Origin of the sequence: Streptomyces malaysiensis subsp. samsunensis (assembly GCF_024519315.1) — a bacterium.
Taxonomy (GTDB): domain Bacteria; phylum Actinomycetota; class Actinomycetes; order Streptomycetales; family Streptomycetaceae; genus Streptomyces; species Streptomyces malaysiensis.
Genome location: NZ_JANIIC010000007.1, coordinates 43,122 through 66,243, shown reverse-complemented (window position 1 = coordinate 66,243; position 23,122 = coordinate 43,122). Strand labels below are relative to the sequence as shown.

Genomic DNA, 23,122 nt, shown 5'->3' with positions numbered 1-23,122 from the left:
ATCCGGATGCCATGGACGCCGTAAGGGTCGCGCTGCTGCGCGAAGTCCTCGCCGGAACCGAATGGCTCCAGGCCACCCGCCGCTTCGCGGGTTCGCTGCGGGCCGCGGTCGGGCCGCGCGAGGGGGGACTGCTGCTGGTCGGCAGCGAGAGTTACGAACCGTGGCACCTGGCCGCGCACCTCGACGACGAGGCGGCCTGGTCCGGACTGCCCGAGCTGTCCCCCACCCTCGTCCGCCACCGGGTGCCGGAGGGCGGCGCGGTGCCCGCGCATCTGGCGGTCGGCCTCGGGCGGCTGGAGGGGGCGGGCCGCGGGGAGACCCTGCTGGTGGTCGCGCCGGACGACCCCGGGGCGGGGCTGCTCGAGCGGGTGAACGACGCCCGCCGGGGCGGGGCGACCGTGCTCGCCCTCGACGGCGGCGACACCGAACTGCACACCCTGGCCCATGACGCGCTGTCCGCCCCCGAGGGCGGCGAACTCGGCCTCGACACCCTCCAGCACCTGGTCAGCGCGGCTGCCGGGGAGAACAGCCTGCCGCGCCCCGGCCGCCGCCGCTTCCAGGACCGGCTGGCCCGCCTGGCCGAACACCTGGCGGCGCCGCCGCCCACGCACTGGTGAGGGCCGCTCCGGTGCGCGCACTGGTGAGGGTCACCCTGGCCCGCGCACTGGTGAGGGTCGCTCCGGTGCACGCACTGGTGAGGGCGCGTACGGGCCCGCACGCTCGTGAGGGTCACCCCGGCGCGCACACCGGTGAGGGTCGGTCCGGCCCGCGCACTGGTGAGCGTCGCTCCGGCCCGCACACCGGTGAGGGCGCGTACGGGCCGTACGGGCGGGGGTGGGCCACCCGCCCGCACTCCTGACGGCGAGCCCGCCCGCGCACTCGTGACGGCGCCCCTCGGCGCACTCGTGACGGTGCCCCGCCCACGCACTCCTGACGGCGCCCCGCGGGGCCGAGGCCCCCGCCTGCCGTCAGGCGCCACACGGGCCCCGGTCCCCACGGGCCGTAAGGCGCGCATGGCCCCCGTAAGGGCGTCACGCCGCCCGTAAGGCGCCCACGGACCGTAAGACGGCCATCTCCGCAAGGCCCCGCATGGCCCGCAAGGCCCCGCATGGCCCGCAAGGCGCCGCATGGCCCGTAAGGCGCCCACCGACCGTAATTCGGTTGCCCGGTTCGGCGGCCCCGCCGGACGATGTCACCTCGTGACCTTGACCGACCAGGACGACCCTCCGGCGCGCCGTGCGCGTCGTACGCGCCGCGCGCCCCGGGCCCGCGCGCTGCTGCCCGACCTCGCCCCCTGGCACTCCTCGCGCGACTTCCGGCTGCTGTGGACCGCGGGACTGGTGACCGCCTTCGGCAGCTTCCTGACGATGGTGGCGCTGCCGCTCCAGATCAAGGAGTTGACGGGCTCCGCCGCCGCGGTCGGCGCGATCGGGGCGGTCGAACTGGTGCCGCTGATCGTCTTCGGGCTGTACGGCGGCGCGCTGGCCGACGCCGTGGACCGGCGGCGGCTGATCCTGCTGACCGAGGCCGGGCTCGGGCTGCTCGCCGCGCTGCTGCTGGTCAACAGCCTGCTGCCGGATCCCATGCTGTGGCCGCTGTACGTGGTGGCCGCGCTGACCAGCGCGCTGACCGGGCTCCAGCGCCCCGCCATCGACGCGGTGGTGGCCCGTATCGTCCCGCACGGCCAGCTGACCGCGGCCGCCGCGCTCAACGCGCTGCGCTGGCAGCTGTCCGCCATCGCGGGGCCCTCGCTCGCCGGGGTCGTCGTGGCGTACGCCGGACTGCCGCTCGCCTACGGCCTCGATCTGCTGACCTTCGCCGTCTCCGGACTCCTGGCCCTCCGGCTGACCGCCACCCCGCCCGCGCACGACGCCGAACCGCCGTCGCTGCGCGCGATCGGGGAGGGCGCGCGCTACGCGTGGCGGCGCAAGGAGCTGCTGGGCACCTACGCGGTGGACATGGCCGCCATGTTCTTCGCCTTCCCGAACGCGATCTTCCCCTTCCTCGCCGACGATCTGGACGCGCCCTGGGCGCTCGGCCTGATGTACGCGGCGGGGTCGGTCGGTTCGGTGGCGGTCAGCGCGACCAGCGGCTGGACGGCCCGGATCCACCGCCACGGCCGGATGGTGGTCGCGGGCGCTGCGGTCTGGGGCCTGGCCATGGCGGCGGCAGGCTGGCTGTCCAACGTCTGGCTGGTGCTGCTGTGCCTGGCGGTGGCGGGCGGCGGGGACATGATCAGCGGGCTGTTCCGCTCGACGCTGTGGAACCAGACGATCCCCGAGAAGCTGCGCGGCCGACTGGCCGGCATAGAGCTGCTGTCCTACGCGACCGGCCCCCAACTGGGCCAGGTCCGGGCCGGGTCCATGGCCGGGTGGACAGGCGTACGGGCCTCGGTATGGTCCGGCGGAGTGGCCTGCGTCGCCTCGGTCGGCCTCCTGGCACTGGCCCTGCCCCGACTGATGAGCTACGACGCCCGGACGGACGAACACGCCCGCCAGGTACGCGAGTCACGGGAACTCAACCCCACCCCGGGCTGATCCCCCGCGGGGTCCGGGGGCTCAAGGGCCGGGCCGGAGGCGTCGGGCCCGCCCTGGGACTTCGGAGGGCGGAAGAGCGCCTCAGTCCGCCGCCGGGGGTTCGTCGTCGCGCCAGCGGGGGTCGTTTCGCCACTCCTCGTTGCGCTCGCGCGCCGTTTCCATCGCGCGGGCGGCCTCCTCGGGGGAGGCGTACGGGCCGAGGCGGTCGGCGGCGCGGCACTCCGGGCCCTCCTCGACCTTCTGGTGCTTGATGCAGTAGTACCACTCGCCGGGCTTCCCGGCGGTCCCTCTTCTGAACAGCGCCATCCCGGCCCCGACCTTCCGCTCGTACTCCCTTGCGGCCATGCTGCCCCATGCGCCGCCGATACACTCGCTGATATGTCTGGCCAGTCGCTTCTAGTCCCGGGGAAGCTCTCCCCCACCCGCTCCGTCCCCGCTTCGATCCCGCGTCCGGAGTACGTCGGTAAAGAGGGCCCGACGCCCTATGACGGACCCGAGGTCCAGGACGCCGAAACGATCGAGCGCATGCGGATCGCGGGGCGGATCGCCGCACGGGCGATGGAGGAGGCCGCCAAGCTGATCGCGCCGGGGGTCACCACGGACGAGCTGGACCGGGTGGCCCATGAGTACATGTGCGACCACGGCGCGTACCCCTCGACGCTGGGCTACCGCAAGTTCCCCAAGTCGCTGTGCACCTCGGTCAACGAGGTCATCTGCCACGGCATCCCGGACACCACCGTCCTCAAGGACGGCGACATCGTGAACCTCGACGTCACCGCCTACATCGGCGGGGTGCACGGGGACAACAACGCCACGTATCTGTGCGGTGAGGTGGACGAGGAGTCGCGGCTGCTCGTGGAGCGCACCCGCGAGTCCCTCAACCGCGCGATCAAGGCCGTCAAGCCGGGCCGCCGGATCAACATCATCGGCCGGGTCATCGAGTCGTACGCCAAGCGCTTCGGCTACGGCGTGGTCCGCGACTTCACCGGCCACGGGATCAACAGCTCGTTCCACTCCGGTCTGATCGTGCCGCACTACGACAGCCCGCATCACACCACCGAGATCAAGCCGGGGATGACCTTCACCATCGAGCCGATGCTGACGCTCGGCACCCATGAGTACGACATGTGGGACGACGGCTGGACCGTGGTCACCAAGGACCGCAAGCGGACGGCGCAGTTCGAGCACACGCTGGTGGTGACGGACTCCGGAGCGGAGATCCTCACCCTGCCGTAGTGGGCTGACGGGTTCTGGCGAGTAGCGGGGCGAGTAGCGGGGCCTTACCGAGGGCCCCTTATTCCTCTGCGGGCAGTTTTACCGACAGCCTGTCGGGAAAGCATTGACGTAGCCAGCGGTCTCTACTTAGGTAAGGCTAACCTACTCGCCTCGGCCCCGGAGGTCCACCGTGGAGTTCTCCGCCCTGATACGCACCGCCTCACGGGAAGCGCACTCGGACGTCGGGAGCTCGTCGTTCATGACCGACCTGCTCGGCGGGCGCCTGGGGGTGGCGGCCTACCGGCGCTACTCGGAGCAGCTGTGGTTCGTCTACCGCGCCCTGGAGTCCCCGGCCGACGCGCTCGCCGCGGACCCCGTGGCGGGCCCGTTCCTCCGGCCGGAGCTGGCCCGCATGGCCGAGCTGGAGCGCGATCTGGCCCATCTCGGCGGCCCGGACTGGCGCACCGACCTGACCGCGCTGCCCGCCACGGCGGCGTACGCGGAGCGGGTGGCGGAGTGCGCCCGTGACTGGCCGGCGGGCTATGTCGCCCACCACTACACCCGCTATATGGGCGATCTGTCCGGCGGCCAGATCGTCCGGGACACGGCGGAGAAGACCTGGGGCTTCGACCGCAAGGGCGACGGCGTGCGGTTCTACGTCTTCGAGTCGATCGGCAACCCCGCCGCGTTCAAGCGCGAATACCGCGCACTGCTGGACGCGCTGCCGGTGGACGACCTGGAGAAGCAGCGCGCCGTGGAGGAGTGCAAGCGCGCGTACGCGCTGAACGCGGGGATCTTCCAGGATCTGGCCGAGGAGTTCCGGCTCAGCGCTTGAGCGGGGCGACTGCGAAGCCCGCGCTCCGAAATCCGCGCCCACCGGGCAGGAGGAATCGGTGAGCGCGGGCGGCCTGTTGTGACGGACCCGTCAGGATCCGCCGGGTGTCGGGACCTCCGCCCGTGTCGCCGCCAGTGCCTCCACCGGTGCCGCCGGGCAGGTCGGCGTCCTCGTCGAGGGCGACGGTGACGGTGACCGAGCCGAGGGCCTCGCCCGCCGCGTAGAAGCCGCCGAACGCCTTGGCGCCATCGGCCGTCAGTCGGGGGGCGCTTTTGTGCGTTCGAGGTCAGGACAGGGGCAGCTCGGCGAGCATGACGGCGTAGACCGGGGAGTCGGGGAAGGGCTGGCGCTCCCCCACCTTGCGGAAGCCCCAGGACTCGTACAGGGCCTGGACCCGGGGGTGGTCGGGGTCCACGAGCAGGACCACGAGGACCTCGTCCCGCCCTGCCATCAACGTGCGGGTCAGCCGCTCGGCCACGCCCTGCTTCCGCCACTCCGGGATCACGGCCAGCTCGGAGTACGAGAAGGTCAACTCCTTCTCCGGCGCCGGGTCGAGGTACTCGCGCCACCACTCACGACCAGGGTTGGCCGGGGCGCCGTACGCGAAACCCACTGCCTTGTCGCCGTCGAAGGCGATCACACAGGAGAACTCCGGGTGGCCACCCCAGTGGTCCACGAACCAGGGGAACTTCTTCTTGAAATCGTCGTCCCGGTCGGGGCCCGCCGCTGCGGCGTGCAGATCGATGATCGTCTGACGGATGTCCGCCAGGTCGTCGTGCCCGAAGTGGCGGATGTCCAGGCCAGCGGCGCTCACAGTCGGCTCCATTCAGTTCGGTATCGATCGCCCCACTCTCGGGCGATCGAGGCATGAGGGGCAAGGGTGATCAAGTCCCGGTAGTAGTCGCCGAGGAGAGATCGCATCCGTCCGGGGATCGGGTGGCCGGACATCAGCGTGAAGACTGTTGAGGCGGTGGCGCACGCCTGTTCCACGTCGCGCTGATGGAGCTGGGCCAAGGCAAGCCGGGCAGTTGCCATGGCCCGGTTCCTGCGGAACCCCTTCGGGATGGTGGCCAGGGCCGCGTGGGAGGCGGCCTCGGACTCGGCCGCGTCCCCGATGCGATCGCGGACGATGGCTGTCAGGGCCATCAGCTCAGCAGGCCCGTAGAAGGCGATCCACGACGGCGTGGGTTCGTCCATGTCCGCCTTGCCCAGGGCCTCCTGTGCGTGTCCCAGGGAACGCAGGGCGGCTTGTCGGTCTCCGAGATTCGCGTGGCCGATGGCCGTCCTGGCGTGCGCCAGTGAGGCGAAGAACGGCTGGCGCCGGGCGATGGCCGTTCCCTGGGCCGCATAGGCGGCGTCGACGGCTTCTGTGTACTCGTTCTGGTGGTGCAAGAGCATCGCGTACGAGTTCCAGACCCGCATCTCGGCAACGGGATCCTTGGCCATCCCGGCCAGATACAGGGCGTGGCCCAGGAGTTCGGAGGCCCGGTCCATCTGCCGAGCGTCGATAGCGGACCAAGCGGCCATGGACGTGTAGTCGGCGGCCACGCTGAACAGCCGCTGGCGGATGCGCTGGGAGGCGCCCAGCTTCTGCTTCTCCAGCGCCTCGGCCGCCCCGGCAAGGGCCCTGCGTTGTAATTCGTCGTGACCTCCCCGTGCGGCGTCCAGGGCCACCAGGGCATCCACACCGGAACGGAGCCGCATCACGTCCGAGGTGCCTACGGAGTGCTGTGCGACGAGAGGGACGGCGACCGCGGCCGTCGTACCGGTGGTGGCGGTCAGGAAGTTCCTGCGCCTCACGGGATCCTCCGGTTCTGTGGCAGGGCATCTTCGGGCCGGTGGGACGAATCCCAGTTCTTCGGCCGTACATCCGAATACTGCCCCTAAGGCTGCCCGCTGCCGAGCGTGCGGCCAACGGGTCTTTCCGGTCAGCCAGTTGCGAACCGTCCGGTCGCTGACCGTGCCTTCGTAGCCGTCGCGGTGCAGATGAGTGTTCACCGCATCCGCCAACCCGGCCTGAGTGAGCCCGCTCTCGCGCATGGCGCCGATGAGGTTTTCGTTCCCCTCCACGTACCCACCGTAGTCACGTAAGCCCCCTCCGTGAGGGGACTCGGCCGAGAATTTCCGGTTGGGCGGTTTGCACACCCGATGGGTATTACCTCCCCTCGCGCGGCGAGCCGTCGTTCACTCGGGCAAGGCCGCTCACTTCGCACCCACCGAGGTCCTGATGTCCGTGACCGCTACACCTCGCCCCACGGGGCACCCCGGGTACTCCCAGACCATGCGCCGCGTACCGGAGAGCGCGGAGGCCGCCCGCAAGCTGGTGCGGGCCGCACTGGCCGCCTGGGGGCAGGAGGGCCTGATAGAGGACGCCGCGCTGGTCATCACCGAACTGGTCTCCAACGCCGTGGACCACGCCCGTCTGGAGTCGATCCGGGTCGTCGTCACCCGGCCTTCCGAGGCGTTGGTCCGCTTCGGCGTTGTGGACCGCTCCCGCAACGTTCCCTACCTGCGGACGGACTCCAATGGCGACAACACCCGGGGCCGGGGGCTGCTGTTGGTCGACGCCCTCACCGACCGATGGGGGACGGACCGGTACCGCTGGGGCAAGCAGGTCTGGGGGGAGATGACGTGCGATTGATCATCCGTAGCGTCCACTGCCCGCTTGGCCTCATCACGGCGTTCTGGGCCAGGCCGCAGGAGCGCTGCTGATGGCGGGCGGCGAGCAGACCGAGGCCGCCGCATAGACCGGGTGGGTCGCTGGGCTCCGGGCCCCCGTACCGGACGACGGCCCCAGCGGCCCGCCCTCCAAGGCCCCTGCGGTAGGCGCAGCCCAGGCGTAGCCGCCGCAGGGCAAGGCTCCGGCCCCGATTTGGGGATCGCAACGCCGGAGTCCCCACTCAGGAAAGCTCGCCCCGGCCTCCCGCTTGCAGGCCAGTGGCCGGGACGAGCACCGCGCCATCGCGCGGGGACACCTCTGCGCGAGTGAACTCACAGGAGAGCCCATGCGATTACAGCATGCCGTCGTCCGCCAGGACCCGGAAGACGGCGACACCATGCCGGACACGGACGCCCCGTCACCGAGTGGCGGGGCACCCGGCGACTCGGACGACGGCCGCCAGTACGCGAGGTAACCAGCGTCAAGCGCCATAGGTAAGCGGCGGTCCGCCCCGGACGGATCTCTGCCCGGCCGGGGCGGACCGCTCCCACTGCCAGGAGGTACCCCGAATGACCGCTCCGCCCCCACCCATGCCAGCTCACTGGCACTGCTACCGCTGGACCGGAGACCGCCGCACATACGACGACGAGTCCGCCCGACGGCCGCCACACCTCGTCGTACAGGACATCTCACCCCAGGAGTGGAAGCAGATCGCGGCGGCCAGCCCCGCCTTCATGGCGAGCGAGGTGCCCCCGCTGGAGGTACCGCACTGGCTGCTCCGCCCGGCCAGAATGATCAAGGCCACCTTCGAGGCACCCGACAAAGCCTCCGCCTGGTACAGAGACCAGGTCAGCGAGTTAAGCCCGGCCTTCCTCACCGACCACGAAAAGAACTCGGCCCGGCAGTCCGAGTGGTTCGCGGCAGCGGATGACCGGCTCAGCTGGGGCGGTGATGTCGTCGGCGGGTGGTACCTGCGAGGTACTGGTTTCGCCTCGGTGCAGGTCGTCGCGTGCAGCCCGAACCGCATCCGCCCGACGCTCCCGTGCCCGATGCGCTGATGTCTTCCGATCGGCCCGCCCGTTGCCGCCCCAGAGCACACAAGACATCAAAGACGGCACCGAAGCCGACATCCGACGAGCCGCGCCCATAAGAGGCGTGCGTCACTCTTCCTGGACTGCGAACCGCATCAAATCAGCCACCTTGGCCAAGTCTTTGCCATTCGCAGAGCACTCCTTGACCTTACACACGATCCACACAGGCAAGGCTCAGTTAAGTTAGGCCCGCCTTATCAAGCAGCCTTGCTCCCGCCCTGTCCGCCCTGTCCGCCCCGTCCGTCCTGTCCCGATTTCGTCTGGAGCCTGTATGCGAGCCGCTCGCACCCCTGTTGTCGCCGCGATATCGGCGCTGACGACGATCACCGCCGTCGCCGGCTGCGCCCAGAAGTCCGACGCCAAGGACTCCGACGCCATTCAGGTCACCGCCTCCGACAGCGCGTGCGAGGTCTCCAAGAACTCCTTCCCCGCCGGGCATGTGAAATTCGCGGTGGAGAACAAGGGTTCCAAGGTCACCGAGGTCTATGTCTACGCCCCGGGCGACCGGATCGTCACCGAGCGGGAGAACATCGGCCCCGGCACCCGCGCCTCGATCAACGCCGAGGTCAAGGCCGGTTCGTACGAGATCGCCTGCAAGCCCGGGATGAAGGGCCACGGCATCCGCCAGAAGGTGTCCGCCACCGGCAAGGGCAAGCTGCCCCAGCGCGATCCGCGACTGGACAAGGCGGTGGCCGCGTACCGGACATACGCCCAGGAACAGGCCGACGACACGCTGCCCGCGGTCCAGAAGTTCGCCGACGCGATCAAGAAGGACGACCTGGAGGGCGCCAAGAAGCTCTACGCCCCCTCCCGTATCGGCTGGGAGCGCACCGAGCCGGTCGCCGAGTCCTTCGGCGATATCGACCCCAAGGTGGATGTGCGCGAGGACGGCCTGGAGAAGGGCCAGAAGTGGACCGGCTGGCACCGGCTGGAGAAGTCGCTGTGGCAGACCAAGAAGATCACCGCGGCCGACCATGACCTCGCCGACCAGCTGATCAAGGACCTGAAGGACTGGCAGAAGCGCGTCGGCACCGCCGACATCACCCCCACCGGCATGGCCAACGGCGCCAAGGAGCTGCTGGACGAGGTGCAGACCGGCAAGGTCACCGGCGAGGAGGAGCGCTACAGCCACACCGACCTGGTGGACTTCAAGGCCAACGTCGAGGGCGCCGAGACCTCCTACAAGCTGCTCAAGCCGGTGGCGGCCAAGAACGACCCGGGGCTGGCCACATCGCTCGACAAGCAGTTCGCGGCCGTCGAGAAGCTCCTGGACAAGTACCGCGAGGGCGATGGCTTCGTGTCGTACGACACCGTCTCGGAGGGCAAGCGCAAGGAGCTGTCCGACGCGGTCAACGCGCTCGCCGAACCGCTCTCCCGGCTCGCCGCCGCCGTCGTCACCAAGTGAGGGGGCCGGGCATGAGCGACGAGACCGGCACCACCCCCTCGCGCCGGGCGCTGATCGGCTGGGGAGGCGCCGGGCTCGCGCTCGGCGCCGCGGCCGCGGGAGGCGCGGCGGCCGCGCTGGGCGGCGGTGCGGACGACACTCAGACGGTCGCCGACAGCGGCGCCGCGGTGCCCTTCCACGGGGCTCACCAGGCGGGCATCGCCACCGCGGTGCAGGACCGGCTGCACTTCGCGGCGTTCGACGTCACGACCGACGACCGCGCCGAGCTGATCGCGCTGCTGAAGGAGTGGACCAAGGCCGCGGCCCGGATGACCCAGGGGCACGCGGTCGGCGGCGGCGCGGTGAGCGATCTGGCGGAGGCCCCGCCGGACGACACCGGCGAGGCGCTCGGCCTCAAGGCGTCCCGGCTCACCCTCACCATCGGCTTCGGGCCCACGCTCTTCACCGACAAGAAGGGCAAGGACCGCTTCGGCATCGCCAGCCGCCGCCCCGAGGCGCTGATCGACCTGCCCGCCTTCCCGGGCGACAACCTCGAACCGGCGCGCAGCGACGGGGATCTGTGCGTGCAGGCGTGCGCGGACGACCCGCAGGTGGCCGTGCACGCCATCCGCAACCTGGCCCGCATCGGCATGGGCAAGGTGGCCATCCGCTGGTCGCAGCTGGGCTTCGGCAAGACCTCCTCGACCACGCCGGACGCGCAGACCCCGCGCAACATGATGGGCTTCAAGGACGGCACCCGGAACATCGCGGGCACCGACACCGCCGACCTGGACCAGCATGTGTGGGTGAGCGAGAAGGCGGGCCCGGCGTGGCTGGCGGGTGGCTCGTACCTGGTGGCGCGCCGCATCCGGATGCACATCGAGACCTGGGACCGCACCTCGCTGAGGGAGCAGGAGGACGTCTTCGGCCGGGACAAGGGCGAGGGCGCGCCGCAGGGCAAGCAGCGCGAGCACGACGAGCCCAACTTGAAGGCGATGCTGCCGGACGCGCACGTCCGGCTGGCGCATCCGGACTCCAACGGCGGGGTCCGGATCCTGCGCCGCGGCTACTCCTTCACCGATGGCACGGACGGTCTGGGGCGGCTGGACGCGGGGCTGTTCTTCCTCGCCTACCAGCACGACGTACGCGACGGATTCGTACCCGTACAGCGGCGGCTGGCGCGCTCCGACGCGCTCAACGAGTACATCCAGCACGTGGGTTCGGCGCTCTTCGCGATCCCGCCGGGCGTCCGGGACGCGGACGACTGGTGGGGCAGGGCGCTGTTCTCCTGACGGACTCCTGCTGGATCCCTGAAAGGAAGGCGAACCTCGTGTTCGGCAATTACCTGATCGGACTGCGCGAAGGGCTCGAAGCCAGCCTGGTGGTCTGCATTCTGGTCGCCTATCTGGTCAAGACCGAGCGCCGGGACGCGCTGCGCCCGGTATGGCTCGGGATCGCCGTCGCGGTCGCCCTGAGCATGTCCTTCGGCGCGGCGCTGGAGTTCGGCTCGCAGGAGCTGACCTTCGAGGCGCAGGAGGCGCTGGGCGGCTCGCTGTCGATCCTGTCGGTGGGCCTGGTGACCTGGATGGTGTTCTGGATGCGGCGCACCGCCCGCCATCTGAGGTCCGAACTGCACAGCAAGCTGGACGCGGCGCTCGCGATGGGCACCGGGGCGCTGGTGGCCACGGCCTTTCTCGCGGTCGGCCGGGAGGGCCTGGAGACCGCGCTGTTCGTGTGGACGGCGGTGCGGGCGAGCAACGACGGTACGGCGGACCCGCTGATCGGCGTGATCCTGGGCCTGGTCACCGCGGTGGTGCTGGGCTGGCTGTTCTACCGGGGCGCGCTCAGGATCAACCTGGCGAAGTTCTTCACCTGGACCGGTGCGATGCTGGTCGTGGTGGCGGCCGGGGTGCTCGCGTACGGCTTCCACGACCTCCAGGAGGCCGACTGGCTGCCCGGACTGCACTCGGTGGCCTTCGACATCAGCTCCACCATCGCGCCGGACTCCTGGTACGGCACGGTGCTCAAGGGCGTCTTCAACTTCCAGCCGGACCCGACCCGGCTTCAGGTGTGGATGTGGGCGCTCTACCTGGTCCCCACGCTCGCGCTGTTCCTGCGCCCCGGTAGGGTGTCGCCGTCCACAGCAGCCCCCAGGAATCGGGAGCCGGAGCCCCATGACACGCAGGACGCCCCGTCGGCAGGTGGCAGTTCCGACCGCAGCGGTGGTACTGACGCTGGGGATGACGCTCACGGGGTGCATGACGGTGCACGGCGAGCGGGAGAACATTCCGTCGGTGGACAAGGCTGAGGCGCCCGAGGCGCTCGAGCGGTTCACCGATACCTACAACAAGGCGTACCGGGAGCTGGATCCGGCGCTGGCGAGCCAGGTCGAGACGGGCCCGCTGGAGGCCATCACCACGGCCGACCTCAAGGCCCAGCACGCGACCTCCCCCGGCGGCAACCCCAAGTACCCGGCGCTGAAGCTGTCCGACGTCACCTACCGCATCCCCAGGCAGGTGGGCTGGCCGAAGTTCTTCGTCGCGGACACCGACAGCAACCGCGACGACAACCGCTGGCTGTTCGTCTTCACCCGCGGCGGCGCCGACGAGCCCTGGAAGGCGGCGTATCTGTCGATCCTCAGCCAGGACGAGGTGCCGGACTTCGCGACCGACAAGGACGGCTGGGCCGAGCCGGTCCCGGCCGAGGGGCCGACCCCGAAGCTGGCCACCCGGCCGGACAAGCTGAGCGCGGAGTACACCGACTACCTGATGACGGGCGAGGGCTCGGTCTTCGCCGACGGCCAGTCGACCTCGGGGATGCGGGAGACCCGGAAGAAGTTCCTGCGCACCCCGAAGTTCTGGACGGAGTACATCGACACCCCGGCGCAGGGCGCGCAGGACGCCCCGGTGGGGCTGCGCACCTCCGACGGCGGGGCGATCGTGTTCTTCAGCTCGCACCACCGGCAGAAGCAGACCATGGCGAAGGGGTTCCGGCCCAACCCGGACCCGCAGATCAAGGCGCTGATGACGGGCGAGGCGAAGAAGGCGGTGACGCTGACGAGGGTGGCCGAGTCGGCGGTGCGGGTCCCCGCGAAGGACGCGGCCGACCCGAAGGTGGTCTTCCTCAACCGCCTGGAAGGCGTAACCGCCGCGAAGGGCGAATAGCCCCGGAGGGTTTCGTTGTCGGGTGCGGGCCGGTGGGTGGGGTGTGCCCACCCGTTCCTCCCCCAGCTACCGCTGGGAGGTGCCCCCTCCGCGGAACGATTGCCCACACCCCTGCCCTACCGCCCCATGGGCCAAGCAGCAGCCTGATCCTGGTCCGAGCCCGCGAAGCGGGCACACGCGTCGGTGAGCGCCTCCAGCAGCGTCAGCGGATCCGGCAGCGGTCGCTCCGGCCCGAGCACCCACCCCACATGCCCGTCCCCGGGCAACCTCGCGGGCGGCACCAGCACATAGCTCCCCCGGCAGTGCCACCGCAGCCCCGGATGCTCGTCCATGGTCTCCGGATGGCAGTCCAGCTCACAGGGCCACCACTCGTCCTCGTCGTCGGGCGTGCCCCGCGTGGCCGAGAAGAACAGCATCCGGCCCTGCTGGAGATCGCCGCTGCTGGTGGCCACGGGCCCGACCTCGACCTCGGCCGCGCCCAGCCGCTCCAGGGCCAGCCGCCCGGCGTCCGCGGGCACGTCGAGCACATCGTGGACGATGCCGGTGGCGGTGATGAAGTTGGCCTGCGGATCGGCGCGCAGCCACTGCTCGACCTTGTCGGGGTCGGTGGTCGCCTGGGTCTGCCAGGCGAAGGAGACGGGGTGGCGGGCCGGGGTGGGACAGCCGATGCGGTCACAGGAACAGCCGTAGCCGGACGGGTGGGCGGCAGGTGCCAGCGGGAATCCGGCCGCCGCGGCGGCCATGAGCAGGTCCTCGCGGACGCCCCCGGCGCCCGCTCCCGTGCCCTTCTCGCCGCCCGCTCCGCTCCTCGGCCGACGCAGCCACTGGGAGAACCTGCCCTTGCGTTCCATCTACCGCCTCGCTTCACCGCCGGTACCGCCGGTACCCGATCAATGCTGCCACCATCCTGCTCCCGAAGTAGCCGGTGTCCGCATCCGGGGTGGGTGAGACCACCCCGACCGGGTGTCGATATCAGGGCATAACGGAATTCACGCCCCTAGCGTTCCCTTTATGATCAGCAGGCGTTTTCTGACCGCGATCGCGGTTCTCGGCCTCTCCATACCGGCCGCCGTCGCGGCCCACCCCACCGCTCGTCCGTCCGTACGACGCCTCATACCCCCGGCCGCGGAACCGGCGCGCCCGCGGCCCGCGCTCATGACACCGTCGGCCCGGAAGCCCGCCGTCGTCTACACGGCGCACCGCGGCGGCGCCCTGGAAGTGCCCGAGAACAGCATGTCCGGGCTGGCCACCGCCTTCAGCAGGCATGATGTCCAGGTCCTGGACTTCGACAGCCGGATGCTGCGGGACGGCACGCTCGTGGTGATGCACGACGCGACGCTGGACCGCACCACCGACCGGACCGGGCCGGTGCGGGCCCTGACCGCCGCCCAGTGGCGGAACGTCCGGCTGCGCCCCGACCCGTCCCTGCGCGGCACCTGGCGGCCCGAGCGGCCGCCGACCGTCGCCGAGGTGCTGGACCGGTTCGGCGGCCGGATCACCTTGATGGTGGAGGCCAAGGACCCGGAGAGCCTGCCGCGGCTGGCGAGGATGATCCGCGACCGGGGCCTGATCCGCTCCGTCTACGTCAACAGCAACCGCCCCGAGGTGGCCCGGGAGGCCCACCGGAAGGGGCTGCTGACCCAGCTGTGGCGGTCCGCCCGGCAGATGCGCACCGACACCCCGCGCGACTGGCGCGGCGTCGTCGATCTGCTGGACGTGGACTACCGGGCGCGCGACAAGGACGTACGGCGGGCCGCCGCCTCCGGGATACCGCGGGTGTGGGCGCACACCGTGGACACCCCGGCACAGCGGGACCGGATGGTGCGGCTGGGGTGCGACGGCATCATCACCGACGCGCCCGCCCGGCTGGTCTTCACGCCCGTAGGGCAGCCGCGGGCGCTCGGCGGAGGGTGAGGCAGCAGGCGCCGGCCCCGACGGTGAGGTACGCCGGCCCCGGCGGTGAGGACGCCGACCCCGGCGGTGAGGCGGAGTCGCCGCACGTCCCGGCCGGTAGAATCCGCCGAATGCACGCCCCCGACGCCATCCGCACCGACGAGACGCCGCCCACCGCCCTCGCCGGCCTTCTCGACGGTCTGCCGCCCCGCCAGGCGGCCCAGGCGGTCGACCGGCTGATCGGCCACTACCGGGGGCGCACCCCGACCGACGCGCCCGTGCTGCGCGACCGCTCCGACGTCGCCGCCTACGCCGCGTACCGGATGCCCGCGACCTTCGAGGCCGTGCGCGCCGCACTCGCCGCCTTCCACGCCCGGACGCCCGGCTGGGCCCCGGCCTCGCATATCGACATCGGCGGCGGTACGGGCGCGGCCGGCTGGGCGGTGGCCGCCACCTGGCCGCGGGGCGCGCACACCACGACGGTGCTGGACTGGGCCGAACCCGCGCTGACCCTCGGCCGCGAGCTGGCCCGGCAGGCGCCCTCCGAGGCGCTGCGCACCGCCCGCTGGCAGCGCCGGGCCATCGGTGACGGCCTCGCGCTGCCGGACGGCACCGACCTGGTCACGGTCTCCTACGTACTGGGCGAGCTGACCGAGGCCGACCGGCACGCCGTCGTGGCCGAGGCGGCGCGCGCGGCCCGCGCCGTGGTGCTGGTCGAACCGGGCACCCCGGACGGCTATCTGCGCATCCGCGAGGCCCGGGACCGGCTGCTGGCGGCCGGGCTGCGGATCGTCGCCCCCTGCCCGCACGGCGCGCTCTGCCCGATCGAGCCCGGCGCCGACTGGTGCCACTTCGCCGCCCGGGTCCGCCGCTCCTCCCTCCACCGGCGGGTCAAGGGCGGTTCGCTGCCGTACGAGGACGAGAAGTTCAGCTATGTCGCGGCCGTACGGTTCGACGCGGCGCCCGCCGCGGGGCGGGTGGTGCGCCGCCCGCAGATCCGCAAGGGCCAGGTGCTGCTGGATCTGTGCGGCCCCGAGGAGGGGCTGGGCCGGACCACGGTGACCAAGCGTCAGGGGCCGCTGTACCGGGCCGCCCGCGATGTCTCCTGGGGCGATGTCTGGCCGCCGGAGGAGGAGCCGCCCCGCTAGGCCCTCCGCTGGGAGTGCCCTGACCTCGCCGGAGGCGCGGGGCTGTATGCATGGGCGGCTCCGCCGCGTGGGCGCGTATGTGACGACCAAGCTTCTTGAGCCCCACCACGTCCACGGCGTCCCGGTACCTTCCAGCGGGCAGCGGCGACGGCGGGCGTCAGCGTCACCGCACTCAAGCGGGCGTTGACCGGACGTACGGCAACATGGACATGAAGCGGCCGAAGCCGTGTGTCCATGGGGCGGTACTGACACCGCGGTGGAGATCCGGACTCTCGGGAGGGGAAAACGATGAGCATGCAATTGGGTATTTTATTCGCACAAGGCGGCGGGCATGGAAAGGGCGACGACGGAGACGATGGGCACCCCGGGCAGCCGTGGACACCCACTGACGAGCCTCACCCGGACGGTTCGACGTCTCCCGGCGATGGGACGCACAAGAAGTGACAAGCTCGGCTGAGCAGACGGGGCGGCCCACTCGTGAGGAACTGGGCCGCCTCCTCCTCAACGCGGGCGCCATGTCGGCCGAGTGGGCCCCGGCTTATGAGGCCGTGCCTCGCTCCCGCTTCCTGCCTGCCCTGATATGGCCGCATGACATGGCCACCGGCCGATACTCCACGGTCAGTGCAGAGCAGGATCCGGAAGCGTGGCAGCGATACGCCGACTCTGACGACCCCATCGTCACGCAATGGGACGACGGCGCGCACGAGGGCCCCGAGCCGGGCAAGTCCTTCAGCTCCTCGTCGTCCATGCCGAGCCTGGTGTTCTCCATGCTGGCCGACCTGGATGTGAAGCCGGGACAGCGGGTGTTGGAGATCGGTACGGGGACGGGGTGGAACGCGGCTTTGCTGGCGTATCGTCTGGGCGCCGAGAACATCGTCACCGTGGAAGTGGACAGCGCCGTTGCCTCGGAGGCCCGGAAGTCCCTGGACCGCTTCGGGCTATCGGTGCAGGTGGTGCACGGGGATGGGCTCCTCGGGTACGGCGCACGGGCTCCGTACGATCGTGTCATCGCCACGTGCGGGTTGCGGAAGATCCCGTTCGCGTGGGTGGAGCAGTCGAAGCCAGGCGGGGTGCTCCTTGTTCCCTGGGGGACGTACTACGGTCCTGGCGAGGCGGCCGCCCGACTCGTGGTCGCTCGGAACGGACAGAGCGCGTCAGGGCCGTTCACGCGGCCCGTGGCGTTCATGCGTCTGCGCGCTCAACGGTTCGTGTGGCCCCGGCACGACGAGTACGTCCCGCCGGGGGCACTGGACGCTGCGGACACGTCAACCACGACGCTCACTGAGGCGCAGCTCTGCGGCACCGGGAGTTTCGACGCGGTCGGTTTCGCCTTGGGCCTTCGTGTCCCTGACGTTGCGCACAACCCCGACCGCAGGCGGGATGGTCGGCGGGCCGTGTGGTTCTACGGAACTGGGGGCAGCATGGACAGGTCCTGGGCGGTCGTCGTCTTCCGCGATGACCGCGAGGAAGCCAAGGTCTACCAGTCCGGCCCTCGCCGACTGTGGGGCGAGGTGGAGAGCGCCTACCACTGGTGGCTCAGCCATGGCGAACCGGATCACTCCCGGTTCGGTCTCACGGTCACGGCCGAAGAGACACACGCTTGGCTTGACGACCCGGTGAACTCCTGGTCCCTCTGAACTCTGAAACCAACAACGACATCGCCTAACCCGCGGCCGGCGCCGGGGTGAAGGTGACCGGGAGGGAGACCAGGCAGCGGTACCAGAGGGAGTCCATCCACTGGAGCTCATCGGGCTCGACAGCCAGCTCCAGATCCGGCACCCGGTCCAGCAGCACCTCGACCGCCGTCTCCGAGATGATTTTGCCGAGGTCGGGCGCGCCCGCCGGGCATCCGTAGTCGCCACCGGTGAAGGACACATACGCGTTGTTCCCGGCGTACCCCGCCCCGGTGTCGGGCCACAGCAGCGGGTCCGCGTTGGCGGCGGCGAGGCCGAGGACGAGGAGGTCGCCGGCGCGGATGCGCTGGCCCCCGAGCGTGGTGTCCCGGGTGGCGAAGCGCCCGATGACGTTCTGGAGCGGGGAGTCCGCCCACAGCACCTCGTGCATGGCCGCGCCGATGCTGCGGCGGTTGCCCGCGAGAGTCATGGTGAACCGGTCGTCGGTGAGCATCAGCCGGACGGTGTTGCCGATCCAGTAGGACGTGGCGGGCATGCCCGCGGCGATCATCACCATCAGGTCCCCGACGAGTTGCTCGTCGGTGAGGTCCGGGGAGTTCTGGATGAACCGGGAGGTGACGTCCGGGCCCGGCTCCCCGCGCTTCGCCGCCACCAGCCGCCACACCACCTCGGCGGCCCGCTGCTGCGCCGCCATGGCCTCGTTATTGGAGAGCAGCGAGACGGTCACCGCCTCCGCCATGTACTCCAGCTGGTCCTCGGGCAGGCCGAACATCTGCCCCATGGCGAGGGCGGGCACCGAGTAGACGTAGTCGAAGACCAGGTCGGCCTTGCCGCTGCCGACGAACTTGTCGATCAGCGAGTCGGCGAAGCGCTCGCAGTGCCGGCGCAGTTCGAAGGGGTCGACGGAGGCGAGGGCGTCGCTGACGGCCGCCGAGCGCCGCCGGTGCTCGTCCCCCTCCGTGAAGTGAATCATGGGGCTGTGGGCCACCCAGGGCATGAGGGGCCAGTCGGACGGCACCTCGTCCCAGCGGTTCCAGCGGCGCGAGTCGCGGCCGTAGGTCTGGACGTCCATGACAACCTGGCGTATCTCGCGATAGCCGAGGACGAGCCAGGCGGGGACGTCGGACTCCAGCAGGACCGGGGCGACCTGTCCGTGGTCGCGCCGCATCCGCTCATAGCTCTCGGCCGGATTCCGCAGGTACCGCTCCCCGTACAGCAGCGCGGGGGCGGCGAAGGAGGGGGCGGTGTGGGCGGGGCAGCCGGAGGGCGGCGCCGCCGGGTCCGGGCCGCCCGGCGCGTCTTCCGCGCCCGGCGGGGCCTGAGGGGCCGGAGAGTCCTGCGGGTCCTGGAGGTTCGTCACAGCGGTCTTCCTCATGGCGGTGGAGCAGCGCTGCCGTCCGGGGGGGGACACGGCAGTGCCAAAGGCTAACCAAGCGAACGGATCAGGCCAACTGCCCTGACGCCACCGGATGATGAGGAAAGCTCAGCCAGGCGCCCAGGCCGGCGCCGTCAGCCCAATGCCCGTGCCAGGGCCGTGGCCGCCGCCGCGCGGGGTGTGCTGTCGCCGGGGCGGCGGCGGGGATGCACCGTGGTGGCGAGCAGCACCAGATAGACCCCGCGGGCCCGGTCCACCACCAGGCTCGTACCGGTGAACCCGGTGTGCCCGGCGGCGCCCCGCCCCGCCAGCTCCCCCATGAACCACGGCTGGTCGACCTCGAAGCCCAGCCCCGGCGCGGTCAGCATCAGCTCGGTGGACTCCGCCGACAGCACGGGCCCGCCCCCGGCCAGCAGCGCCCGGCACAGCACCGCCAGGTCCCCGGCCGTCGAGAAGAGCCCGGCGTGGCCCGCGACCCCGCCCAGCGCCCAGGCGTTCTCGTCGTGCACCACGCCCCGCAGCATCCGCCGGTCCACCTTGCCCCAGGGCCGCCGCTGGTCCTCGGTGGCCGCGATCCGGGGCAGCCAGGAGGCGGGCGGGTTGAAGCGGGTGTCGGACATGCCCAGCGGGCCGGTGACCGCTTCCCGCACCAGCCGGTCCAGCGGGCGCCCCGCGGTCCGCTCCACAACGCGCTGGAGCAGCAGGAAGTTGAGGTCGGAGTAGCGGCGGGCGGTGCCGGGCGGGGTGACGGGCGGCTCGGCCGCGAGCCGGGCCAGCCGCCGCTCCCGCCCGGCCTCCTCGTACAGCGGCAGTTCGGGAATCAGCCCCGAGGTGTGGGTGAGCAGATGCCGCACGGTGATGCCGTGCTCGGCGGCGGCCGTGCACTCGGGGGCGTACGCGGCGACGTGCCCGTCCAGCGTGATCAGCCCGCGTTCGACGGCCCGCAGCGCCACGATCGTGGTGCACAGCTTGGTGAGCGAGGCGAGGTCGAAGACCGTGTCCTGCCGCCGGCCCCGGCGCACCGGCACCCAGCGGTCACGCGGCAGTTCCACGCCCCGGTCGGCACTCTCGTCGTACGCCGCGTAACGCACCGCCCAGCCGAAGCCCTCCTCGGCCAGCGGGCCGGACGCGGTCCCGGCGGCCAGGGCCACCCCCGAACACCAAGGGCGCTCCCCCTCGGGAAGCGCCCTGACGGTCTCCAGCAGCCGGGTCAGGCCACGGTCACGCTCTGCTTGGTACGTCGCTGCCACGGACGGCAGAGTCCCATGAAGCAGGCCATGGCGGCGAGCGCGCAGCACAGCTGGACGACGGCCATCGGCACCGCCGTGGTCTCCCCCGCGATCCCCACCAGCGGGGAGGCGACCGCGCCCAGCAGGAAGGTGGAGGTGCCCAGCAGCGCGGAGGCGGAACCGGCGGCGTGCGGGGTGCGGTTCAGGGCCAGCGCGTTGGTGTTCGGCATGGCCAGGCCCATCGCGGACATCAGCACGAACAGGCTGCCCGCCACCGGCACCAGACCGGCCTTCCCGAAGACCCCGGAGGCCAGCACGAGCAGCGCGGCCGCCGCGACGGTGACCACGGCCAGCCCCACGGCCAGCACCTTGTCCATGCTGACCCGGCCGACCAGCACCCGGCCGTTGAACTGGCCGGTGAGGACCAGGCCGATCGAGTTCAGCCCGAAGAGCAGGCTGAAGGTCTGCGGTGAGGCGCCGTAGATCTCCTGGACGACGAAGGACGACCCGGCCACATAGGCGAAGAGCGCGGCGAAGGCGAAGCTGCCCGCGAGCACATAGCCGATGAAGACTCGGTCGGCGAGCAGCCCGCGCATGGTGCGCAGGGTCTGGCCGAGCCCTCCGTCATGGCGCCGCTCGGACGGCAGCGTCTCGCCCAGCCGGCGCCAGACCACGAGGGTGAGCAGGGCGCCGATCACGGTGAGCACCACGAACACCCCGCGCCAGTCGGTGAAGCGGAGGATCTGGCCGCCGATGACCGGGGCCGCGATGGGCGCCACCCCCGAGATCAGCATCAGGGTGGAGAAGAAACGGGCCATCGCGATGCCGTCGTAGAGGTCCCGGACCACGGCGCGGGCGATCACGATCCCGGCCGCGCCGGCCAGCCCCTGGAGCAGCCGGAAGCCGATGAGCAGTTCGGCGGTGGGGGCGAAGGCGCAGACGGCGGTGGCGATGACGTAGATCACCATGCCGATGAGCAGCGGGCTGCGGCGCCCCCACCGGTCGCTCATCGGGCCGACCACGAGCTGGCCGAGCGCCATGCCCATCAGACAGGCGGTGAGGGTGAGCTGGGCAGTGGCGGCGGAGCTGTGCAGCGCGTCGGTGACCTCCGGCAGGGCCGGGAGGTACATGTCCATGGACAGCGCGGGGAGTGCGGTGAGCCCGCCGAGGATCAGGGTGACGAGAAGGCTCGTACGGCGCTGCGCGGTGAGCCCGGGAGGGGCGGCAGCGGAGGTGAGGGAGGCGGCGGAGGGATCGAGGGAGGGGGTTCCGGGACGGTCGGCCCGGGTGGGAGCGGCGGCCGGTTGGCCGGGCTGCTGCATGCGTACCTTCCATGAGTCGTTGATGCCTTCCTATGCTCTCAGCAATTCGAATGGGGTCGAACCTCTGTGCACAGGGGGGAACGGGGTCGAAATGGCCGGGTCAGGCGGGGTGGGAAGCGTGCGGTGGGGCGTTCTGGCGACCGGTGGGATCGCCGCGTCGTTCACCGCGGATCTGCTGGAGATGGCGGACGCGCAGGTCATCGCGGTCGGCTCGCGTCGGCCGGAGTCGGCGGAGCGGTTCGCGGAGCGGTTCGGGATACCCCGTGCCTATGGCGGCTGGAAAGAGCTGGCCGCCGATGACGACATCGATGTGATCTATGTCGCCACCCCGCACTCGGCCCATCGGGCGGCGGCCGGGCTGTGTCTGGAGGCGGGGCGGGCGGTGCTGTGCGAGAAGCCGTTCACCCTCGATGTCCGTCAGGCCGAGGAGCTGGTGGACCTGGCCAGGGCCCGGGGCCGCTTCCTGATGGAGGCGATGTGGACGTACTGCGATCCGGTGGTCCGCCGGATGACCGAGCTGGTCCACGACGGCGCGATCGGCGAGGTGCGGGCGGTGCACGCGGACTTCGGGCTGCCCGGCCCGTTCGACCCGGACCACCGGCTGCGCGATCCGGCGCTGGGCGGCGGCGCCCTGCTGGACCTCGGCGTCTATCCGGTGTCCCTCGCACAGCTGCTGCTGGGCGAGCCGGACGAGGTGCGGGCGGTGGGACAGCTCTCCCCCGAGGGCGTGGATGTGAACACGGGCCTGGCGCTGGGCTGGGACAGCGGCGCGGTGGCGCTGCTGTCCTGCTCGATCACCGCGGATACGCCGATGACGGCGGCGGTGACGGGGACGGCGGGGCGGATCGAGTTCCCGCGCGGCTTCTTCCACCCCGAGCGGTTCGTCCTGCACCGGCCGGGCCGGGATCCGGAGGAGATCACGGCGGTGGACGGGCTGCGCGCCTACCAGCGGGAGGCGGCGGAGGTGATGCGCTGTCTGCGCGCGGGCGAGACGGAGTCCCCGCTGGTGCCGCTGGACGGCACGCTGGCGGTGATGCGCACCCTGGACGCGGCGCGGGAGCGGCTGGGGGTGCGGTATCCGGAGGACCGGGGCGGCCGGGGCGGCCAGGGTGTATGAGCCCGGTGGGCCCGGCGCATGGGGTGTGACGCTGTTGGGTTAATTCGGGCCTGTGCGTGACGTCCGCCTTCAAGACCCAGTTGTGGTCTTGCAGGCCGATGTTGCCGTATGGGGTGGGCGCGGATGTCGATATCAAAGCACGCGGCACCGACAGCGCCCCGCACAGCGAGGGCCCCCGGTCATGGCGGGGCCCTCACGGGATCACGGTTTGCGGTGCTTTCCGGTCCCGGGTGCCATGGGGGGCCGCGCGGGCGGTGCGGCGCTGGGGGACGATTCCGGTGCCGGGTTGAGGATGCGGCAGGCAGCAGCGTAATTGTCCACCGTGGTCACCGGCTGCCAGGCGTAGCCGTCCCATTCGACGATCAGGCGTGGCACATCCGGTTCGACGTGGGCTGCGCGGTGCGGATCGCCGCCGAGGTGGACGGATTTCCGCTCACCGACCGGCCGCAGGCGCTTTCCCCTGCGGGCCGCCCACTCGTCCAAGGGTTCGTCATCGCCCATCGCCGTCCTCCTGGTCCT

23 protein-coding genes are annotated in these 23,122 nt (G+C 71.4%); 15 read left to right on the top strand and 8 right to left on the bottom strand.

Going from position 1 to position 23,122, the window contains the following annotated elements; genetic code table 11:
- Positions 1 to 11: 11 nt before the first annotated feature.
- Entirely contained in the window at positions 12 to 617 is a 606-nt protein-coding gene (locus tag NQU54_RS08540) for a hypothetical protein (RefSeq protein WP_069869249.1), read from the top strand.
- A 657-nt stretch (positions 618 to 1,274) separates the two neighbouring features.
- Entirely contained in the window at positions 1,275 to 2,537 is a 1,263-nt protein-coding gene (locus NQU54_RS08535; protein ID WP_257630632.1) for an MFS transporter, read from the top strand.
- Positions 2,538 to 2,618: 81 nt separating this feature from the next.
- Here the strand turns inward: NQU54_RS08535 and NQU54_RS08530 are convergent, their stop codons facing one another.
- On the bottom strand, positions 2,619 to 2,843 hold the full coding sequence (locus NQU54_RS08530) for a hypothetical protein (protein ID WP_069869248.1): 225 nt from the start codon (positions 2,841 to 2,843) through the stop codon (positions 2,619 to 2,621).
- A 72-nt stretch (positions 2,844 to 2,915) separates the two neighbouring features.
- On the opposite strand from NQU54_RS08530, the gene map reads away from it, so the two are divergent.
- Both map and NQU54_RS08520 read left to right on the top strand, forming a co-directional pair.
- A complete protein-coding gene (gene map, locus NQU54_RS08525; RefSeq protein ID WP_069869247.1) occupies positions 2,916 to 3,773 on the top strand; it encodes a type I methionyl aminopeptidase in 858 nt (285 codons plus the stop codon).
- 169 nt (positions 3,774 to 3,942) lie between these two features.
- Entirely contained in the window at positions 3,943 to 4,587 is a 645-nt protein-coding gene (locus NQU54_RS08520; protein WP_257630537.1) for a biliverdin-producing heme oxygenase, read from the top strand.
- A gap of 286 nt (positions 4,588 to 4,873) precedes the next feature.
- Here NQU54_RS08520 and NQU54_RS08510 read toward each other — a convergent pair whose 3' ends face one another.
- The gene (locus NQU54_RS08510; RefSeq protein ID WP_306278498.1) at positions 4,874 to 5,413 is read right to left on the bottom strand and encodes a GNAT family N-acetyltransferase; all 540 of its coding nucleotides are present in this window, start codon (positions 5,411 to 5,413) and stop codon (positions 4,874 to 4,876) included.
- Complete coding sequence (locus tag NQU54_RS08505) at positions 5,398 to 6,627, bottom strand: NsdA family TPR-like regulatory protein (protein WP_257630631.1); 1,230 nt, start codon at positions 6,625 to 6,627, stop codon at positions 5,398 to 5,400. Before NQU54_RS08505 ends, NQU54_RS08510 begins: the two co-directional genes overlap by 16 nt.
- Before the next feature lie 187 nt (positions 6,628 to 6,814).
- Between NQU54_RS08505 and NQU54_RS08500 the strand changes: the two genes are divergently transcribed.
- From NQU54_RS08500 to NQU54_RS08470, 7 genes are all read left to right on the top strand, one after another.
- Positions 6,815 to 7,228, top strand: a complete 414-nt coding sequence (locus NQU54_RS08500; RefSeq protein WP_257630535.1) for an ATP-binding protein — start codon at positions 6,815 to 6,817, stop codon at positions 7,226 to 7,228.
- A gap of 364 nt (positions 7,229 to 7,592) precedes the next feature.
- A complete protein-coding gene (locus tag NQU54_RS08495; RefSeq protein WP_257630534.1) occupies positions 7,593 to 7,721 on the top strand; it encodes a hypothetical protein in 129 nt (42 codons plus the stop codon).
- Between the two features lie 115 nt (positions 7,722 to 7,836).
- Positions 7,837 to 8,304, top strand: coding sequence for a hypothetical protein (locus NQU54_RS08490; protein WP_257630533.1), 468 nt, complete (start codon positions 7,837 to 7,839; stop codon positions 8,302 to 8,304).
- A 304-nt stretch (positions 8,305 to 8,608) separates the two neighbouring features.
- Entirely contained in the window at positions 8,609 to 9,742 is a 1,134-nt protein-coding gene (efeO, locus tag NQU54_RS08485; protein WP_257630532.1) for an iron uptake system protein EfeO, read from the top strand.
- Positions 9,743 to 9,753: 11 nt separating this feature from the next.
- Complete coding sequence (gene efeB, locus NQU54_RS08480; RefSeq protein ID WP_257630531.1) at positions 9,754 to 11,013, top strand: iron uptake transporter deferrochelatase/peroxidase subunit; 1,260 nt, start codon at positions 9,754 to 9,756, stop codon at positions 11,011 to 11,013.
- Positions 11,014 to 11,051: 38 nt separating this feature from the next.
- Positions 11,052 to 12,029 carry an iron uptake transporter permease EfeU gene (gene efeU / locus NQU54_RS08475; protein WP_100807429.1) on the top strand — a complete coding sequence of 326 codons (978 nt, stop codon included), beginning with the start codon at positions 11,052 to 11,054 and terminating at the stop codon, positions 12,027 to 12,029.
- Positions 11,962 to 12,885 carry an SCO2278 family lipoprotein gene (locus NQU54_RS08470; RefSeq protein ID WP_502362194.1) on the top strand — a complete coding sequence of 308 codons (924 nt, stop codon included), beginning with the start codon at positions 11,962 to 11,964 and terminating at the stop codon, positions 12,883 to 12,885. Before efeU ends, NQU54_RS08470 begins: the two co-directional genes overlap by 68 nt.
- A 116-nt stretch (positions 12,886 to 13,001) precedes the next feature.
- On the opposite strand, the gene NQU54_RS08465 is transcribed toward NQU54_RS08470, so the two are convergent.
- The gene (locus NQU54_RS08465) at positions 13,002 to 13,736 is read right to left on the bottom strand and encodes a bifunctional DNA primase/polymerase (RefSeq protein ID WP_079257379.1); all 735 of its coding nucleotides are present in this window, start codon (positions 13,734 to 13,736) and stop codon (positions 13,002 to 13,004) included.
- 160 nt (positions 13,737 to 13,896) lie between these two features.
- Between NQU54_RS08465 and NQU54_RS08460 the strand changes: the two genes are divergently transcribed.
- From NQU54_RS08460 to NQU54_RS08450, 3 genes are all read left to right on the top strand, one after another.
- Entirely contained in the window at positions 13,897 to 14,799 is a 903-nt protein-coding gene (locus NQU54_RS08460; protein ID WP_257630529.1) for a glycerophosphodiester phosphodiesterase, read from the top strand.
- A gap of 110 nt (positions 14,800 to 14,909) precedes the next feature.
- The gene (locus NQU54_RS08455; RefSeq protein ID WP_257630528.1) at positions 14,910 to 15,926 is read left to right on the top strand and encodes a small ribosomal subunit Rsm22 family protein; all 1,017 of its coding nucleotides are present in this window, start codon (positions 14,910 to 14,912) and stop codon (positions 15,924 to 15,926) included.
- Positions 15,927 to 16,441: 515 nt separating this feature from the next.
- Positions 16,442 to 17,563: a methyltransferase domain-containing protein gene (locus NQU54_RS08450; protein WP_257630630.1), complete on the top strand. Its 1,122-nt coding sequence runs from the start codon at positions 16,442 to 16,444 to the stop codon at positions 17,561 to 17,563.
- A 25-nt stretch (positions 17,564 to 17,588) separates the two neighbouring features.
- Here NQU54_RS08450 and NQU54_RS08445 read toward each other — a convergent pair whose 3' ends face one another.
- The 3 genes from NQU54_RS08445 to NQU54_RS08435 form a co-directional block, all read right to left on the bottom strand.
- Positions 17,589 to 18,920, bottom strand: a complete 1,332-nt coding sequence (locus tag NQU54_RS08445) for a cytochrome P450 (protein ID WP_257630527.1) — start codon at positions 18,918 to 18,920, stop codon at positions 17,589 to 17,591.
- Positions 18,921 to 19,069: 149 nt separating this feature from the next.
- Entirely contained in the window at positions 19,070 to 20,086 is a 1,017-nt protein-coding gene (locus NQU54_RS08440) for a serine hydrolase domain-containing protein (RefSeq protein ID WP_257630629.1), read from the bottom strand.
- A gap of 59 nt (positions 20,087 to 20,145) precedes the next feature.
- The gene (locus tag NQU54_RS08435) at positions 20,146 to 21,486 is read right to left on the bottom strand and encodes a multidrug effflux MFS transporter (RefSeq protein ID WP_257630526.1); all 1,341 of its coding nucleotides are present in this window, start codon (positions 21,484 to 21,486) and stop codon (positions 20,146 to 20,148) included.
- Positions 21,487 to 21,577: 91 nt separating this feature from the next.
- On the opposite strand from NQU54_RS08435, the gene NQU54_RS08430 reads away from it, so the two are divergent.
- Positions 21,578 to 22,603 (top strand): Gfo/Idh/MocA family protein, encoded by a 1,026-nt coding sequence (locus tag NQU54_RS08430; protein WP_257630525.1) that lies wholly within the window; start codon positions 21,578 to 21,580, stop codon positions 22,601 to 22,603.
- A 201-nt stretch (positions 22,604 to 22,804) separates the two neighbouring features.
- Here NQU54_RS08430 and NQU54_RS08425 read toward each other — a convergent pair whose 3' ends face one another.
- Complete coding sequence (locus tag NQU54_RS08425) at positions 22,805 to 23,104, bottom strand: DUF6087 family protein (protein ID WP_257630524.1); 300 nt, start codon at positions 23,102 to 23,104, stop codon at positions 22,805 to 22,807.
- Between the last annotated feature and the right edge of the window lie 18 nt (positions 23,105 to 23,122).

Coding starts and splice junctions, on each gene's coding strand:
- NQU54_RS08540 (WP_069869249.1), top strand. CDS start 12: ATGGACGCCGTAAGGGTCGCGCTGCTGCGCGAAGTCCTCGCCGGAACC.
- NQU54_RS08470 (WP_502362194.1), top strand. CDS start 11,962: ATGACGCTCACGGGGTGCATGACGGTGCACGGCGAGCGGGAGAACATT.
- NQU54_RS08505 (WP_257630631.1), bottom strand. CDS start 6,627: ATGCGCGAGAGCGGGCTCACTCAGGCCGGGTTGGCGGATGCGGTGAAC.
- NQU54_RS08530 (WP_069869248.1), bottom strand. CDS start 2,843: ATGGCGCTGTTCAGAAGAGGGACCGCCGGGAAGCCCGGCGAGTGGTAC.
- efeO (WP_257630532.1), top strand. CDS start 8,609: ATGCGAGCCGCTCGCACCCCTGTTGTCGCCGCGATATCGGCGCTGACG.
- NQU54_RS08435 (WP_257630526.1), bottom strand. CDS start 21,486: ATGCAGCAGCCCGGCCAACCGGCCGCCGCTCCCACCCGGGCCGACCGT.
- map (WP_069869247.1), top strand. CDS start 2,916: ATGTCTGGCCAGTCGCTTCTAGTCCCGGGGAAGCTCTCCCCCACCCGC.
- NQU54_RS08510 (WP_306278498.1), bottom strand. CDS start 5,413: ATGGAGCCGACTGTGAGCGCCGCTGGCCTGGACATCCGCCACTTCGGG.
- NQU54_RS08455 (WP_257630528.1), top strand. CDS start 14,910: ATGCACGCCCCCGACGCCATCCGCACCGACGAGACGCCGCCCACCGCC.
- NQU54_RS08495 (WP_257630534.1), top strand. CDS start 7,593: ATGCGATTACAGCATGCCGTCGTCCGCCAGGACCCGGAAGACGGCGAC.
- NQU54_RS08490 (WP_257630533.1), top strand. CDS start 7,837: ATGCCAGCTCACTGGCACTGCTACCGCTGGACCGGAGACCGCCGCACA.
- NQU54_RS08465 (WP_079257379.1), bottom strand. CDS start 13,736: ATGGAACGCAAGGGCAGGTTCTCCCAGTGGCTGCGTCGGCCGAGGAGC.
- NQU54_RS08425 (WP_257630524.1), bottom strand. CDS start 23,104: ATGGGCGATGACGAACCCTTGGACGAGTGGGCGGCCCGCAGGGGAAAG.
- NQU54_RS08430 (WP_257630525.1), top strand. CDS start 21,578: ATGGCCGGGTCAGGCGGGGTGGGAAGCGTGCGGTGGGGCGTTCTGGCG.
- NQU54_RS08460 (WP_257630529.1), top strand. CDS start 13,897: ATGATCAGCAGGCGTTTTCTGACCGCGATCGCGGTTCTCGGCCTCTCC.
- efeB (WP_257630531.1), top strand. CDS start 9,754: ATGAGCGACGAGACCGGCACCACCCCCTCGCGCCGGGCGCTGATCGGC.
- NQU54_RS08500 (WP_257630535.1), top strand. CDS start 6,815: ATGTCCGTGACCGCTACACCTCGCCCCACGGGGCACCCCGGGTACTCC.
- NQU54_RS08450 (WP_257630630.1), top strand. CDS start 16,442: ATGTCGGCCGAGTGGGCCCCGGCTTATGAGGCCGTGCCTCGCTCCCGC.